The following is a 15894-nucleotide window of genomic DNA, read 5'->3' as shown; positions in this document are numbered from 1 at the left end:
TCGCGGATAAGCTTTTCGCTTTCTTTTCTCCGGTAATATTAGCCGTTTACCGTTTTCACGTAGTTCTTTTAGCTTTTTAGGGATTGTCCCGGGGCTTCGACCTGAGCACCATAAAAACTCGTCTTGTATCAGGTATAATGCGTTTATGAAACTGATGCGTAATGGCTCCACTTTATGGGCTTTAGCCATCTCTGCCATTTCAAGTCTCACGATATTGTATGACGTCAGAATACCCCAGAGCTCTTGATAAATACCTTCCTGTTTCAAGCTCCGTAGCGCTGGCTTATTAGATAATTGATATTGCTTGAGCTCACCATATCCTCGCTCTATTTCCCATCGTTGCCAATAAACATCGAGTAGCGCTTTCAGCGGGTACTTTTCTGGACAGGCGCATGAGGTGATGAACCCTTTTATTTCACCTTTAGGTGTCGGAATTTGAATAAGCCTTGCTTGCCATGTATCACCTAGGTAAGGGGCTGATTTTTTAGCTTGTGGCGAAATAGGCATTGTTATTAAGTGGTCGTAATCGCTAAATGATTCCGTTATTTCATAGCGCATTTTACTTTTGATGGGCGTAAGCCAATGATGATTTTCGCTAACACCTTGCCAGCTCGTGAATAGTTCAGCCGAAAAGAAACCTTTATCAAATAGAGTTAGTGAATGTTCAGGTGCTGAGCCAACAAGCTGTTGAGCATAATGAATTTCACTTTGAGTAATGGGGCCAAACGCTGCATCGGATATTAAATGCGTTCTTGTCGACATCAAGGTTACAGCAAGTACTGAGGGGAAGTTCGTTGTCGATTGAGCATAGCCAAAATGACGGTTACTCGGCGTATCTTGGGTTTTAAATTGTGTACCGTCAACGCTTAGCAGCTTTAAACCACACACGTCATCAAAAGTTTGCGACTGCTCCCACTGCGTTGCTGTATGTTTAAAAAGGTGTTTCATAGGCGCTGCGCCTAGCTTTTCTTTCCCTTTTATAATACTGCTGGTCGCCAATGGTGGAAGCTCTCCTTTTGCGTCAGGAAAAGCGAGCTCTAGTTTGTCACAGACTTCAGATATTGAGCGGTTTCTTAATAAACCAATTCCTAACACAAGCCAAGCGGCTTGTTCGGCGGGGAAGCGTCGTTTGCGTACAGAGGCTCTTCCTGTTTGGGTAACAGCTTCTTCAATCCACTCAAGGGGAATGTGCTTAGTGAACGAATCAATATCACGATCTTGGCAAAACTCAGTCGTAAGGTGTAATTCTTTAATAAATTCAGACATAAAAATAGGCCACAACTTCTGTTGTAGCCTATTATGAGCCCTTTGAAAGATCGTTCAATTAGCTTAAACGATCTGCATTAAGCAATGCTTGGCTTTTTTGTGCGTAAAACTTAGGGAAGTATTACAGCAAATCGGTTAATAATATACCGACACCAATACGTTCTACATCCGCATTGTAATCAATTAAGCTTTCGCCATAACCGTTAAAGTATTGTGCATAACCACGAACGCGACCCCATAATGGAAATGACCAGTCGAGTTGAATTGCACCACGGTTTTCTGAATTTAAGTTGTTACGCGTCATGAAGCTAAATTCATGATCGTTAAGACGATATGCACCACTAAATTCAAAATAGCCCATGTATTTGTATATGTCTGGGTTGTCGTCGCCTTTAGCATCAAGTATGTCTTCTTTAGTATCTTCGCTTATGCGATACCAAGGTTTAAAGCTAAAAACAAAACCTCTGTTTTCCCAAATAAAGTCTGCATAAATACGGTTCCACGAACGCGAGTTTGGCTGGCTGCGACCATTTGATTGATGCGAAATACCTAGTGAAATTGCCATTTCGTCGCCCCATAATACGTTTTCTGGGTCGAGGTAGTTTATCCAAAATATTTCTGGTTCGTAGTTGGTTTCACGAAATGGAGAAGAGATTTCTGAGTTATAAAGCTGCCAGTAAGATTGCAGAGTAAAGCCAAAAAATATGGCTTGGTCTTCATCAGAAAAGTCATCATATAGAGGCACTTTGATTGAAAGCTGGTATTTTGCTTCTAGGTTGTCTAGTGGCTCGCCATCGTTATCATCTGTTAATTCGTCAAAACCATCAAAAGGGCGATCGTTTGGGTGTGATACGTACGAAAGCGGTAAAATATAGTTACGCTTATGTGGCGTAATTACGTTTCTATTTTTTTTACCGACTTCTTCTCGAGCTTGGCGTTTATCAAGCGCGGTAAGTTGTTTGTTTTCTTCAAGAGCTGAACACTTTTTACGAAGATCGTCTAATGTCTGTTTACCGTCTCCGCCAATTACTTCATTTAAAATACACTGCTTTACAAGTTCGATGTCGTTATCTTGCTCGTTTGTGGCAACTTCTTCTTGTGCGAAGGTCGCTGTACTTATTAAGGCAGTAAGTGTGATCCAGTGGCGCCAGCTCATTGTAATTCCTTGTGAGTTCGGGTTGTTGTATGCGTTAATTTAATTATAACGTCTTTTTACATATGTAACGGTGAACTTTTACTGAATTTGTATTCACAGCAATCATTATACGTATATAAAGTAAATATAGAACAGAAAAAAAAGCGACCTAGGCCGCTTTTTTAATGCAGATTAATTATTTTAGTTAATTTATACCAATTTTATTAAAAACATGATCATTCTAGCGTATTAAATAACTCACTAACTACGTTAAAAATTATTTATATAGAACAACTATGTACCATAATTTTAGCCTTGTTATTAAGCTATTTCCTTATCGCTATAATAGATCACTAATTTAATGCAATTGGTATTACTCTCACGCAATGAGAAGGGTGAGCTAAAGCTCAAATATGTTAGTAAAAAACTTATAAAGCTCGGTACCTTGATTAACACTCGCTGAGGCAAAGTGCAAAATAGCAATTGCATCGCAATCAAGAGTAAGTGTTTGCAATGGTTGCTCACTTAAGTAGCGCTCCATGCGTAAAATATTGGCAATAGGCTCACCAGCTTTAATGTGCCCGCCAAGTGGGGCTAAGTATTCAACCATGCCGCCAATAGGGGCGTAATAGGCAAAGTAGTCATCTAAATTACATGCATAACGAGTCATATTAGCTGGCGTATGCGGTGCGTTTTGTAATACGCCTTTGTGATTTAAGTAACTTAAAATGCTGTTTGCATCGTTTAATGCTTCTTTTAAGTCTATTTTTTCTTGGCTGCCTAGCTCTACAGTAAATGCTTCTACAGGTATTGATAATTCGCGACCTTGTCCGCTAAGTGCATCACTTAAATGCCACCATGGGCAAAAGTTAGCTTCATCCATAGCGCCGTCAAAATTACTAGGAATAAGCAATACATGTTCAATATTAAAGTAACGTGCGCTGTCGGTTGCATAAGTTGGGCAATACAAGTGTTTGCTTGAAATAGGGCCTGTGTGTAAATCGAGTACTATATCAGCCTGATGAGCGAGCTTTTGTAAGTTAAGCGCAATGCGTTTACCCGTATTGAGTAAATAAGCAGGGCCGTTAAGTTTGCTGTCTACTTCGTCAATAAGTGCCTGTTTGAAGTTACTTTTTAATGTAGCGTCGTCATACTGAGTATGATTTTGTGCAAACTGTGCCACTAAATTTTTATTGTAGTGATACATGCGATTCCAATTAGTGCCCGTAATCGGATCGAACCTGCCAAGGGTAAACTCGCCAGATTTTTGATTACAACCAATCGGATTTGCATAAGGTACAAGGGTAATATCGCCACTAAGGTTAAGGTGTTTTAATTGCTCAAGTAGTTGAAAAATAACCGCGTTACCTTGCACTTCAGCGCCATGCATATTGGCCTGAATGTAAACACTTGGCCCTGTGCCATCACCTTTTAAACGATACACAGGAATTGTAAGTGGTAAGCCGTTTGCAACTTCCCCTACTACAATGTTCTCTTGGCTAATGTGTGTTGTATTACTCATGATTATTACCTTAAGTAGTGGCTGGCATTTTCGGCTTGGCGAACACAGGTAAGTGTACCGTTTTGCAAGGTGTACTCGCCAGCTAGCTCATGGCATAAAAAATACGGCATACTTTCGGTAAAGCCGTAAGCACCGCATTGGCTAAACACTAGCCAGTCGTACTCATTTAAATCGCTTGGCAGGTTATGTTCACCCAAGCAATCAAGCGCTGTACAAAGTGGGCCGTATAAAGTGACCGCTTGAGTTTTAGCACTGGATTCACGCAGTAACGCAGCAGGGAAATCTTGGCTGGTAACAGCAGGGCGTAATAAGTGATTTATACCGCCGCTTAAAATTACTTGTTCTTGATTGTAGTTTTGTTTGCGCTCTACTACTGGGTTTGCGTAATGACCGCATTCGCCAACGGCATAGCGACCAAGTTCCATCCATAGCTCTTCTACACCCGCATCATTTTTAATTTTAGCGAGCGCAGCAATTAAGTCATCCCAATCAAGTGTTGTTTCGCTTTGTGTATAGGGAATACCTAAACCACCACCTAAATCGAGAATTTTAAGGCTAATATTTAAATCGCCGGCAAGTTGGCTAAGTGGTGCAATCATTTGTGACCACAATTCGCTTAGCTTTTGCGTGCTAAGCATGTTGCCCCACTGAAAAATATGTAAGCCGTCAAACTTAAGTGCAGGGTAGTCGGCTACATTAAGTGCTTGCCATTCATTACAACCCAAACCAAATGGGGTAAGGCTGTCGCCACCCAATGGGTTTTTTTCACCTTCAGGCCAGCGCAACTGTACACGTAAAAGTACTTGTAACTGCGTGTTTTGTAGTTGTGCTTGTTGGTTTAACCAACGGACTTGATTGAGGCTTTCGGCTACAAATATACATACGCCGCGCTCAATAAAGTGTTTAATTTGTTTGGGGCTTTTTGCAGGCCCCGTGTTGAGCACGCGCTGTGAGCTAATACCTTGTGCTAGTACTTGCTCAAGCTCACCTTTACTTGCTACGTCAAAATTAAAACCGGCGTTGTCTAAGCTTTGAATAATTTTAGACAGTGGATTTGCTTTCACGGCGTACCAAAGTTTTACGTCGGTTTGTGCAACTAAACGCGCAAGATGCGTGTTTAGTTTATCTAAGTCGTAAACAAAAAAAGGTGTATCAAGTTGTTGTGTAATAGTATTTACAGCAGTTTTGATAGGCGTGCTCAAAAAGCTCATTATCGTAAAACCTCTTCAAGTAATAATGATGCATCGCTTTGTTCGTCGCGGTATTTGACAATTAACGCACACGACATACTTAGACCTTGCTTACGTGCCCATTCGTTTGACGCAGGACGAGAGCCCGGTATTACAATGGCATATTCAGGAATAGGCTCGCCTTTATCTAGTTGGCGCTCGTTTACGCAGTCGTAAACTGGAATAGTCGCAGATAAACGCACGCCTGGTGCAAGCACTGCGCCTTTTTTAATGACTACACCTTCAACAATAACGCAGCCTGCGCCAATAAATGCATCGTCTTCGACAACTACTGGGCTTGCACCAATTGGCTCAAGTACACCACCAAGCTGCACTGCTGCACTTAAATGTACGTTTTTACCTACTTGTGCACACGAGCCAACTAATGCGTGGCTATCTACCATTGTGCCTTCGTCGATATATGCACCGATGTTTACATACGCTGGTGGCATAATAATCGTGCCTTTAGCAACATAAGCACCACGGCGAACACTAGAGCCACCCGGCACCATACGCACGCCATCATCAGTACTAAACTCTTGTGGAGCTAAGTTGTGTTTATCAACAAAACCGCCTGCAAACTCAGTATTAGTGCCATTTTTAAAGGCTTCTAAAATGCCTTTTTTTACTTCTACGTTAGCTTGCCATTGGCCGCTTTCGTTTTGTGATGCTGCGCGTACTGCGCCCGATTCTAAATTATTTAATAGTTCTAACCAGCTCATTATAAAAACCTGTATTTAATGCCAAGATAAAATGGTGTTGTTTGCAGTTGTGATGCAATCGGTTTGAGTTAACTCAAGGTGTGTTAAAGGTGGACGAAGTTGCGGGCTGCTTAAGCGGCCTTGTAAATGCATCAATACCTTTACGGGAATGGGATTTGCGACAGCAAATAGGCTATTAATGGCACTAGTCCACTGAGCAAATAAATTAGGATGTTGACCACTTAAACTGCGTTTAACAAACTCGTGAGTTTGTGCGGGCCATGCATTTGCAGCTACCGACACTAAGCCTTTTGCACCTGCTTGTGCAAAATAAGGCATTAGCGCATCGTCGCCACTAAAAATAGCTAAATTAGGCGCAGCTTGGCGGTAAGCTTCAAACTGAGCAATGCTGCCGCTCGCTTCTTTTAACGCCCATAAATTTTTATTGTTTTGTAAGTTTTGAATTGTTGCCGTTGGGATGCTAACAGCACTGCGCCCCGGTACGTTATAAAGCATACACGGGTGAGCGCTTGCATTAAGTAGGCTTTCAAACCAATGAGTTTGGCCTATAGCGCCGGGCTTTGCATAAAGGGGTGAGCCAAGTAAAAAGCTATGAATGGGTAGTGTATTACAATAGTTAACCCACTCAATTTGTTGCTTTAAGTTACTACCACCCACAGCAACCATTAATGGTACCGCTGGTTTTAGCTGGCATACGTGTTCAACAATGGCTTGTTGCTCTTCTTGCGTTAGCGCCAAGCCTTCGCCCGTACTACCAAGTAGTAGAATACCGTTATGTGCCGCTTCTTGCTCGCTAACCAGCTTAGTTAACGTGTTGTAGTCAACATCGCCGTGTTGATCAAATGGCGTAACGAGCGCGGTCCACAGTGAGTAGTCGTTTAAATTGAAGTTGTTGATCATCTCTCACGAACTTATAATTTGTACCAATTTTATTAAAAACGTGATCATTTTAGCGATAACTAATTTAATGTAATTGGTATTATTCGAAGAGTTAAAAAGCTTTATGGAAGGAGCCGCATTAACATCGTTCGAACTAATAATTCGAAGAGCGAATGGGCTTAAAATAATAGGGCGCACGGCCTTAATATTTAAGACCAGAAGCTCTCCACCAAACTAATAAGCTGCTTGTTATAAGCAGCTATTGGTGACAGTCGCTAGGGTTCAACCTAGTCGCCCGAAATAAACACTTCGCAAAAGTGATTACTTCTCGGCGTTAATTCCCCTCACGTATGCTCACTGGAGTTTGCGCTCCTAACATACGCTACCTGAATAACGCACCTCTTCTAGCCCTTAGCACCTGTTTGTAGAGTAAAAACTTACAAACCGCTGCAATTTAAATAGGGTAATTACGGCGATTAAAGCATTTTAGCCGTCTAGGTGTCAAGCTACTAAATACATATCCATTCATCCATAATGGGAGTGGTTACGTATTGGGTGCTTTTCTCGTACACTAGCAATATAAGTAGTGAGGTATTTAATTAGTATGGAAAAATTTAGCGATATTTATAAGCGAGCGGTAGAGCGAAAAGGCTCTGAAAAAATGCTTAAGTTATTACTTGCAAAACCGCTATCTAAAAAACAACTAAGCACGTTAAGTGACGACGATTGGCTTGAAGAATTTACTCGAAAAGTATTTCAAAGCGGCTTTTATTGGTCAGTCATAAATAATAAGTGGGCAGGCTTTAGAGAGGTTTTTTGGGATTTTAGCGTTGATAAGTTATTAATGATGCCACCCGATATGCTGGAACAAAAAGCAACGGATGAGCGAATTGTTCGTAACTATAAAAAAGTAAAAACAATTACCGAAAATGCTTACATGATCCACGAAATAGCACAAGAACATGGCAGTTTTAGCCAGTTTGTCGCTAGTTGGCCAACAGACGATATTATTGGTTTATGGGCGTATTTAAAAAAGCATGGTTCGCGTTTAGGCGGAAATACAGGGCCTTATGCGCTGCGAGCACTTGGTAAAGATACTTTTTTACTATCACGCGATGTAGAGAATTATTTGCGTGCTCATAAAATTATAGACGGCGGCTTACAAACCAAAAAATCACTGAGTGCAGCCCAAGCCTTTTTTAATGAAATGCAAAAGCAAAGTGGTTTAAGTATGCAAGAGCTAAGCTTAATTGTGGCCTATGGTGTAGGTGATAACCGCGTGGGTATAAGTCAGCAATAATAGGAATTACCATGAAATTAGTGCCAAGATACACAGATATTGCGGAAAACTTCGCGATTGAAGATTTCCCTGCAAGTGTTGCCTCCCCTCAGTTATTGCTGTGGAACGAGAGCTTAGCAAAACAGTTTAATATTAATGTCGCTGATGATTTACGTGCTAATACTTTTAGCGGTAATGAAAAGCAGGCGATTCCTGCAGTAGCACTTGGTTACTCTGGGCACCAATTTGGACATTTTTCACCACGTTTAGGTGACGGACGAGCCCACTTATTAGGGGCTGTTACTGACAATGAAAACCAGTTATGGGATATTCAATTGAAGGGCTCTGGCGCTACTCCTTATTCAAGAGGGGGTGATGGCCGTTGTGCACTTGGGCCCGCTATTCGTGAATACGTAATGAGCGAAGCAATGCATGCACTAGGCATTAAAACTACCCGATGTTTGGCGGTCGTTGGCAGCGGTGAAACGGTTTATCGTAACCCACCACAAGCAGGCGCAATAGTTACTCGTTTAGCAACCAGTCATATTCGCGTTGGCTCGTTTCAATATTTAGCGACGCAAGGCGATGTTGAAGGGCTTAAGAATTTAGCCGATTTAGCTATAGAGCGACACTACCCAGAAATAACAGATACAGGTTCGCAGCGATATTTAGCATTTTTAGGCGCTGTGATTAAAAACCAAGTTAAGCTAGTTGTGAGCTGGATGCGTGTTGGCTTTATTCACGGAGTAATGAATACAGATAATACGCTAGTTAGCGGAGAGACCATTGATTACGGTCCGTGTGCCATGATGAATAGCTTTGATTTTGATACCGTATTTAGCTCTATAGACAAACAAGGCCGCTATGCATTTGGTAATCAACCTAATATAGCTAACTGGAACTGCGCACGCTTAGCTGAGAGTTTAATACCGCTTATTAGCGATGATGACGAGCAAGCGGTTTCATTAATGACGCCATTTATTAATAGTTTTGCTGAGCAGTTTAATACTGAGTTTACGGCTATGTGGGCACAAAAATTGGGTTTAAATGAATCTAGCGATAGTAGTGGTGAGTTAATAGCAGAGTTGTTAACGCTATTAAAAGATAATCAGCTCGACTACACCAATACCTTTGATGCGCTTACTGAATCCTTAAAAGGAGAAAAAAGCGTACCTGAGTCGCTAATTGAATGGAGAGCTAAGTGGGTAAGTTTAACTGACGATAATAGTTATGAAGTAATGAGAGCGGCAAATCCTCGTGTAATACCGCGTAATCATGTGATCGAAGAAATAATTGCACAATATAACGCTACTGGGTCTAGTGAGTTGCTACAGCGCTTTATAAAAATAGCTGGGAATCCATATTCTAACAGTGAAGAGTTATCAGAGTTTTGCTCTCCACCTACGAATGATAATGACTACCAGACTTTTTGTGGTACTTAATACTTAACTTTAAATATAACCGCATGATTAAAAAGAGTCATTTTTTAATCAAACATGCGCATATACCTAGGGGAATGCTAATTCTGGTGGTATTATGTGCACAATTAAAACCAAGCAATACTTCTTTGCATTTATAAGTGCATTTAATTTAATTGCTCTTATATTCCTTGCTAAGTACTAATTTACAAAAAACTACTATATTTATTTTTCAATAAAGTTTTAATTTCGCCTATAGTAAGTGGATGTGTGTTGCGACAAGGCATAGAAAAAAGTTATAAACTTTATTTTTCGTTAAGTATTGATTAACAAAGGCTCAGTTAGTCTATATAAAACTGATTGAGCTAGTATCGATTAGCTACAATTTAAAATTGTTCAAATGGGAAGAAAACAATGAAATTAAAATCACTTACAATTGCAATCGCGTTGGCTGCAACTAGCGCATCTACATTCGCTGCTGATAAAGAAGAAGGTTTCTACATTGGCGCATTTGGCGACTACTATGACGCATCTTGGAAAAACATGCGCGCTCAAGCTGGTCTTGACGTAAACGAGTCTACTGGTTGGGGTGCTGAAGTAGGTTACCGTTTCAGTGATTACTGGAGCGCACGTCTTGAATATGCAGATATGGATTTTAATGCTTTTGATAAAGTTGCTGGCAACCGCAACAATATTGATGGCGAGCGTTACGGTATTGATGCTCTTTACCATTTAAATGGCGGTCCTTTCTACGGTCTTTTCGGTATTAAAGAGATTGACGTAGTTGATGACAACACATTCCTAAATGCAGGTGTTGGTTACCAACATTTCATTACAGATGGCTTATTTGTAAATGCTGAAACAGCTGTATACCAAGGCCTTGACCGTGGTTACACAGATGTAGGCGCTAAAATTGGTATTAACTACTTATTTGGCCAAAACTCAGCACCAGTTGAGCCAGTTCAAGCGGCTCCAGAACCTGTTGCCGCAGTACCTTTAGATAGTGATAATGATGGTGTCATTGATGCTAATGACGAGTGTGCTAATACACCAATGGTAGATGCTGTTGATGCTAAAGGTTGTACTGTATACGAAGATAAAGAAGTAACTGTAAAGTTATTAGTGACTTTCCCTCATGACGTTGCTGATGTACCAAATAAATTCTTCGATGATATCAAGCAAGTTGCTGATTTCATGAAAGAGAACAGTGAAGTAACGGTAGTATTAGAAGGTCATGCTTCTGCTCCTGGTGATGCAACTTATAATCAATCGCTTTCTGAAAAGCGTGCTAAAGATGTAGCTTCTGAATTAACGAAAGACGGTATTGAGAAGTCACGTATTTCTACTGTGGGTTACGGCGAAACACGCCTTAAAAACTCAGCAAACACACGTGCTGCAAACGCAGAAAATCGTCGTGTTGAAGCGCAGTTGACTACAGTAGAGAAAGTAAAAGTTAAGCGTTAATAGCTATTTATCTATAAAAACCCAGCTTAGGCTGGGTTTTTTTATGCGTGTATTAAAGTGGCTATACTTATAAACAGTAATGATTCTTACTTAACAAACATTCATGAAAATAGTTTTTACTACAACCACTATTCATAGTATTTATAATCGGTATAATCAGTTGCGCAACTGGATGGATTTTCATCTATCCATAAAAGCTTTATAATTACGCGTTAGAATACTATAAGTATTGGGTAACTTATTTGCGCTTGAAGCGCTACCGGATACTTTCACGTCACCAAGAGGGCAATATTGTGCTACAAGAATATCGTAAACACGTAGAAGAACGTGCCGCGTTAGGTATCGTACCAGCGCCATTAGATGCTCAGCAAACTGCTGATCTTATTGAATTAATAAAAACTCCACCAGCAGGTGAAGAAGAATTCATTTTAGATTTGTTCATTCAGCGTATACCAGCTGGTGTTGATGATGCTGCTTATATTAAAGCGGGATTTTTAGCAGCTGTAGCTAAAGGTGAAGCTAATTCTCCACTTGTTTCTAAAGAAAAAGCGGCAGAATTATTAGGTACAATGCTGGGCGGTTACAATATCGCGCCAATGATTGACCTACTTGATGACGAAACACTTGCACCAATCGTAGTTAAAGGCCTTTCAAATACATTACTTATGTTTGATGCGTTCTACGATGTTGAAGAAAAAGCAAAAGCGGGTAATACATTCGCTAAGCAAATTATTGAGTCTTGGGCAAATGCAGAATGGTTTACTAATAAGCCAGCTGTTGCTGAAAAGATCTCAGTTACTGTATTTAAAGTAACTGGCGAGACAAATACTGATGACTTATCACCAGCACCAGATGCATGGTCTCGTCCAGATATCCCACTTCATGCTTTAGCAATGCTAAAAATTGAACGTGATGGAATTACACCAGACAAGCCAGGCGAAGTAGGTCCTATCTCTCAGCTTGAAGAATTAAAAACTAAAGGCTTACCACTTGCATATGTAGGTGACGTTGTTGGTACTGGTTCTTCTCGTAAGTCTGCAACTAACTCTGTACTTTGGTTCATGGGCGATGATATCCCATTCGTACCAAACAAGCGTGTTGGCGGTGTATGTCTAGGTAATAAAATTGCTCCAATCTTCTTCAATACAATGGAAGATTCAGGTGCATTACCAATCGAATTAAATGTTGATGAGCTTAACATGGGTGAGCAAATCGATATTTACCCGTACGAAGGTGTTGTTAAGAGCCACGGTACTGACAAAGTAATCTCAACTTTTGAACTTAAATCTGATGTAATTTTAGATGAAGTTCGTGCTGGTGGTCGTATACCACTTATCATTGGTCGTGGTTTAACTGATAAAGCACGTACATCACTTGGCCTAGGTCCAACTGATGTATTTAAAGTACCAACAGTGACAGAAGTGTCTGAAAAAGGCTTCACACTAGCGCAAAAAATGGTTGGTAAAGCGTGTAACGTTCCAGGTATTCGCCCAGGCCAATACTGTGAACCTAAAATGACAACTGTTGGCTCGCAAGATACAACAGGTCCTATGACACGTGACGAACTTAAAGACTTAGCATGTTTAGGTTTTTCTGCAGATTTAACAATGCAGTCTTTCTGTCATACGTCGGCTTACCCTAAACCAATCGATGTAAACACTCACCATACGCTTCCTGATTTCATCATGAACCGTGGCGGTGTGTCACTTCGCCCAGGTGATGGTGTAATTCACTCATGGTTAAACCGTATGTTATTACCAGATACTGTAGGTACTGGTGGTGATTCACATACACGTTTCCCATTAGGTATTTCATTCCCAGCAGGTTCGGGTGCAGTAGCATTCGCAGCAGCTACAGGTGTTATGCCTCTTGATATGCCTGAGTCAATTTTGGTTCGCTTTAAAGGTGAAATGCAACCAGGTATCACTTTACGTGACCTTGTACATGCAATCCCTTACTTCGGTATTAAAGAAGGTTTATTAACAGTTGAGAAAAAAGGTAAAATTAACGAATTCTCTGGTCGTGTACTAGAAATTGAAGGCGTTGAACACCTAACTGTTGAGCAAGCGTTCGAACTATCAGATGCATCTGCAGAGCGTTCTGCAGCAGGTTGTGCGGTTAAACTTTCTAAAGAGTCTATCGCAGAATACCTAGAATCAAACATTGTTATGCTTAAATGGATGATCTCTGAAGGTTACGGCGATGTACGTACTATTGAGCGTCGTATTACTGCAATGCAAGATTGGTTAGCTAACCCAGAACTAATGGAAGCTGACGCTGATGCAGAGTACAAACATGTACTTGAAATCGATTTAGCAGATATTAAAGAGCCAATCCTTTGTGCTCCAAATGACCCAGATGATGCACGTTTATTATCTGATGTTACTGGCGAGAAAATCGACGAAGTATTCATCGGTTCTTGTATGACTAACATCGGTCACTTCCGCGCAGCAGGTAAGTTACTAGATGGCTTTAAAGGTCGTATCCCAACTCAGCTTTGGGTTGCCCCGCCAACTAAGATGGATAAAGATCAGCTTACAGACGAAGGTTACTACGGTATCTTTGGTCGTGTAGGTGCACGTATCGAAACTCCAGGTTGTTCACTATGTATGGGTAACCAAGCACGTGTTGCAGACAAAGCAACGGTTGTGTCTACCTCTACACGTAACTTCCCTAACCGTTTAGGTAATGGCGCGAACGTATTCTTAGCTTCAGCAGAACTTGCTGCAGTAGCGGCTATTTTAGGTAAACTACCTACTCCAGCTGAGTACCAAGAATACGCAGCGAAGATTAATGCAACGGCTGCAGATACTTACCGTTACTTAAACTTCCACCGTATGCCTGCTTACACTAAAAAAGCAGACAACGTGATTATTCAACAAGCTGTATAACTTTTAGAGTTTGTTTAAAAACCCGCTTCGGCGGGTTTTTTATTGGCTAAAACAAATATTAGATAGTTCATGCTTCTTTTTTTATATTATTGTATTAACTCTAGTCTTAAATTGCTTTTAAAGTAATTAATCGCGCAAAAATTCCTATCAAAATGCATTAAAATCCTTATCAATATTCTCATTATTTTAGGCGAGATTTTATGACAGCATTAAACAACCAGAATTTATTGCAACTACGTTTTGTTAACCAAGCAAATATTGATTTGGTTAAACCTTCTTTTGATAACCTTCCTGCAAACCTTTATGCAGATGGTGCCTTTCGTAAACGTCGTTATTCAGTAGTAAAAATGCAAAATGGTGAAATAAAGCTACAGCAAGCCAAAGCATTTGTTCAAGATGATTCAATTAATACTTTTCAAGGTAATGTAGAGCGTACTTACGAAAATTTAGAGCAAAGTTTACTTGAGTCAGAGGGCATGAAAAGCATTGTAAATGAGTTTCGCCAACTTACCGGTATTGATGAGCAGCGTGATATTGAAATTCATCAGTTCCGTATGCTTGCCATCGATAGCGATACACCTGCAGCGCCAGAAGGCGTGCATCAAGATGGTTTTGACCATGTATGTATATGCGGTGTTTCTCACGAGAACTTAGAAGGTGGCGAACTGCTTGTATACGAAAACAAGCAAGCTGAGCCTTGTTTTAAAATGGAAATAAAAGACGGCATGTTTGCATTAATAAACGACCGTCAAGTGTGGCATAACGCAACACCTATGAACAAAATTGATGCTAGCAAACCAGGTTACCTGGATTGTTTTGTATTAACGTCTTAAGGAAGTTAGGCATGAACATAACGCAATTACGTGAGCAGTTTCCAGCATTAATGCAGAACGTTGATGGTAAATCGCCAATATTTTTAGATGGACCAGGTGGCTCGCAGGTACCAACATCGGTGCTTACTGCGATGACAGCTTATTTAGGTCATTATAATTCGAACTTAGGTGGCGCGTTTTTTTCAAGTGATAAAACGGTTGAGTTGATGGCGAATGCGCGCCAAGCCGCCGCTGATTTACTTAATGCACCTAGCTCACAACAAATTGTGTTTGGTCCAAACATGACCAGCCTTACGTTTAGTTTTAGCCGTGCAATTTCACGCGACTGGCAGGCTGGCGATGAAATAATTGTAACCAATGCCGATCACTTCTCGAATGTATCGTCGTGGCAACAAGCTGCAGAAGATAAAGGCGTTAAAGTTAATACGGCTTTAATTAACGAAGCTGATTGCAGCTTAGATATGGTGCAATTTGAAAGCTTATTAAACAGCAACACTAAGCTTGTAGCGGTTACTTACGCTTCAAATACCACAGGTTCAATTAATAATATTAAACGTATTGTAGAGCTTGCTCACGCTGTAGGTGCACTTGTTTATGTTGATGCCGTACACTATGCACCTCACGAACTTGTTGACGTGCAAGCACTTGATTGTGACTTTTTAGCGTGCTCTGCGTATAAGTTTTTTGGCCCGCATTTAGGTATGGTTTACGGTAAAAAAGAACATTTAGACGGGTTTACGCCTTACAAGGTTGAGCCAGCTAAAGACGTAGCACCAGGTCGTTGGGAAACCGGCACACAAAGCTTTGAAGCTATGGCGGGCTTTATTGCTGCTGTTGATTACATTGCAGCGATTAGCGAACTTGACGATAGCCATTCACGCCGCGAAAAGTTAAGCGTTGCTTTTGCTAAAACTAAGCAGCACGAAATGGCGCTTAGCGAACACTTTTTAACGCGCTTAGTTAATTATCCACGTATTAAGTTATTTGGTATTGATGATTTTGATCGCCTTAATGAGCGTACACCTACTTTTGCTTTAATTTTTGAAGGGCTTGAGCCACGCGCCGTTTCAGAATTTCTAGGTAAGCAGCATATTTGCGTGTGGGATGGTAATTTTTACGCGCAAGGGTTGTGCAAGCAATTAGATGTGCTTGATAAAGGCGGCGTAGTGCGCATTGGTTGTATGCACTACAACACCATTGAAGAGCTAGATCAGTTGTTTAATTTATTTGATGAACTGCTCGGTTAAATAATACTG

The 15894-nt window shown here is 40.7% G+C and carries 12 protein-coding genes and 1 riboswitch; of the genes, 6 read left to right on the top strand and 6 right to left on the bottom strand.

The genetic code is table 11. The features are described 5' to 3' along the window. The 6 genes from L655_RS0124030 to dapA all read right to left on the bottom strand — a co-directional run. A partial coding sequence (locus L655_RS0124030; protein WP_024606462.1) for an IS4 family transposase occupies window positions 1-1266 on the bottom strand: 1266 nt, incomplete at its 3' end. Window positions 1267-1387: 121 nt separating this feature from the next. Next, window positions 1388-2422, bottom strand: coding sequence for a phospholipase A (locus L655_RS0124025; RefSeq protein WP_024606524.1), 1035 nt, complete (start codon window positions 2420-2422; stop codon window positions 1388-1390). A 379-nt stretch (window positions 2423-2801) separates the two neighbouring features. After that, on the bottom strand, window positions 2802-3923 hold the full coding sequence (locus tag L655_RS0124020) for a succinylglutamate desuccinylase/aspartoacylase family protein (protein ID WP_024606523.1): 1122 nt from the start codon (window positions 3921-3923) through the stop codon (window positions 2802-2804). Window positions 3924-3928: 5 nt separating this feature from the next. Further along, window positions 3929-5134, bottom strand: coding sequence for a PLP-dependent decarboxylase (locus L655_RS0124015; protein ID WP_024606522.1), 1206 nt, complete (start codon window positions 5132-5134; stop codon window positions 3929-3931). Then, a complete protein-coding gene (locus tag L655_RS0124010) occupies window positions 5134-5874 on the bottom strand; it encodes a 2,3,4,5-tetrahydropyridine-2,6-dicarboxylate N-succinyltransferase (protein ID WP_024600030.1) in 741 nt (246 codons plus the stop codon). Before L655_RS0124010 ends, L655_RS0124015 begins: the two co-directional genes overlap by 1 nt. Window positions 5875-5889: 15 nt before the next feature. Continuing rightward, window positions 5890-6774 (bottom strand): 4-hydroxy-tetrahydrodipicolinate synthase, encoded by an 885-nt coding sequence (gene dapA, locus L655_RS0124005; RefSeq protein WP_024606521.1) that lies wholly within the window; start codon window positions 6772-6774, stop codon window positions 5890-5892. A gap of 190 nt (window positions 6775-6964) precedes the next feature. Continuing rightward, window positions 6965-7165, bottom strand: a riboswitch (Lysine riboswitch). A gap of 192 nt (window positions 7166-7357) precedes the next feature. Between dapA and L655_RS0124000 the strand changes: the two genes are divergently transcribed. The 6 genes from L655_RS0124000 (at window position 7358) to L655_RS0123975 (ending at window position 15885) form a co-directional block, all read left to right on the top strand. Then, window positions 7358-8053, top strand: coding sequence for a DNA-3-methyladenine glycosylase I (locus L655_RS0124000; RefSeq protein ID WP_024606520.1), 696 nt, complete (start codon window positions 7358-7360; stop codon window positions 8051-8053). Window positions 8054-8064: 11 nt separating this feature from the next. Beyond that, window positions 8065-9474: a YdiU family protein gene (locus L655_RS0123995; protein WP_024606519.1), complete on the top strand. Its 1410-nt coding sequence runs from the start codon at window positions 8065-8067 to the stop codon at window positions 9472-9474. 390 nt (window positions 9475-9864) lie between these two features. After that, on the top strand, window positions 9865-10914 hold the full coding sequence (locus tag L655_RS0123990; protein WP_024606518.1) for an OmpA family protein: 1050 nt from the start codon (window positions 9865-9867) through the stop codon (window positions 10912-10914). 293 nt (window positions 10915-11207) lie between these two features. Further along, complete coding sequence (acnB, locus tag L655_RS0123985) at window positions 11208-13805, top strand: bifunctional aconitate hydratase 2/2-methylisocitrate dehydratase (RefSeq protein WP_024606517.1); 2598 nt, start codon at window positions 11208-11210, stop codon at window positions 13803-13805. 200 nt (window positions 13806-14005) lie between these two features. Next, on the top strand, window positions 14006-14638 hold the full coding sequence (locus L655_RS0123980) for a 2OG-Fe dioxygenase family protein (RefSeq protein WP_002958808.1): 633 nt from the start codon (window positions 14006-14008) through the stop codon (window positions 14636-14638). 11 nt (window positions 14639-14649) lie between these two features. Further along, the gene (locus L655_RS0123975) at window positions 14650-15885 is read left to right on the top strand and encodes a cysteine desulfurase-like protein (protein WP_024606516.1); all 1236 of its coding nucleotides are present in this window, start codon (window positions 14650-14652) and stop codon (window positions 15883-15885) included. Window positions 15886-15894 lie beyond the last annotated feature (9 nt).

This window comes from Pseudoalteromonas sp. TAE79 (assembly GCF_000498015.1).
Lineage (GTDB): Bacteria > Pseudomonadota > Gammaproteobacteria > Enterobacterales > Alteromonadaceae > Pseudoalteromonas.
The sequence above is the reverse complement of the archived record's forward strand: the minus strand, read 5'-3'. Positions and strand labels throughout refer to the sequence as shown.

Excerpts from the sequence above, each read along its gene's own strand:
- L655_RS0123980 (WP_002958808.1), top strand. The coding sequence starts at position 14,006 with ATGACAGCATTAAACAACCAGAATTTATTGCAACTACGTTTTGTTAAC.
- L655_RS0123995 (WP_024606519.1), top strand. The coding sequence starts at position 8,065 with ATGAAATTAGTGCCAAGATACACAGATATTGCGGAAAACTTCGCGATT.
- L655_RS0124020 (WP_024606523.1), bottom strand. The coding sequence starts at position 3,923 with ATGAGTAATACAACACACATTAGCCAAGAGAACATTGTAGTAGGGGAA.
- dapA (WP_024606521.1), bottom strand. The coding sequence starts at position 6,774 with ATGATCAACAACTTCAATTTAAACGACTACTCACTGTGGACCGCGCTC.
- L655_RS0124015 (WP_024606522.1), bottom strand. The coding sequence starts at position 5,134 with ATGAGCTTTTTGAGCACGCCTATCAAAACTGCTGTAAATACTATTACA.
- L655_RS0124010 (WP_024600030.1), bottom strand. The coding sequence starts at position 5,874 with ATGAGCTGGTTAGAACTATTAAATAATTTAGAATCGGGCGCAGTACGC.
- L655_RS0124025 (WP_024606524.1), bottom strand. The coding sequence starts at position 2,422 with ATGAGCTGGCGCCACTGGATCACACTTACTGCCTTAATAAGTACAGCG.
- L655_RS0123990 (WP_024606518.1), top strand. The coding sequence starts at position 9,865 with ATGAAATTAAAATCACTTACAATTGCAATCGCGTTGGCTGCAACTAGC.
- L655_RS0124000 (WP_024606520.1), top strand. The coding sequence starts at position 7,358 with ATGGAAAAATTTAGCGATATTTATAAGCGAGCGGTAGAGCGAAAAGGC.
- L655_RS0123975 (WP_024606516.1), top strand. The coding sequence starts at position 14,650 with ATGAACATAACGCAATTACGTGAGCAGTTTCCAGCATTAATGCAGAAC.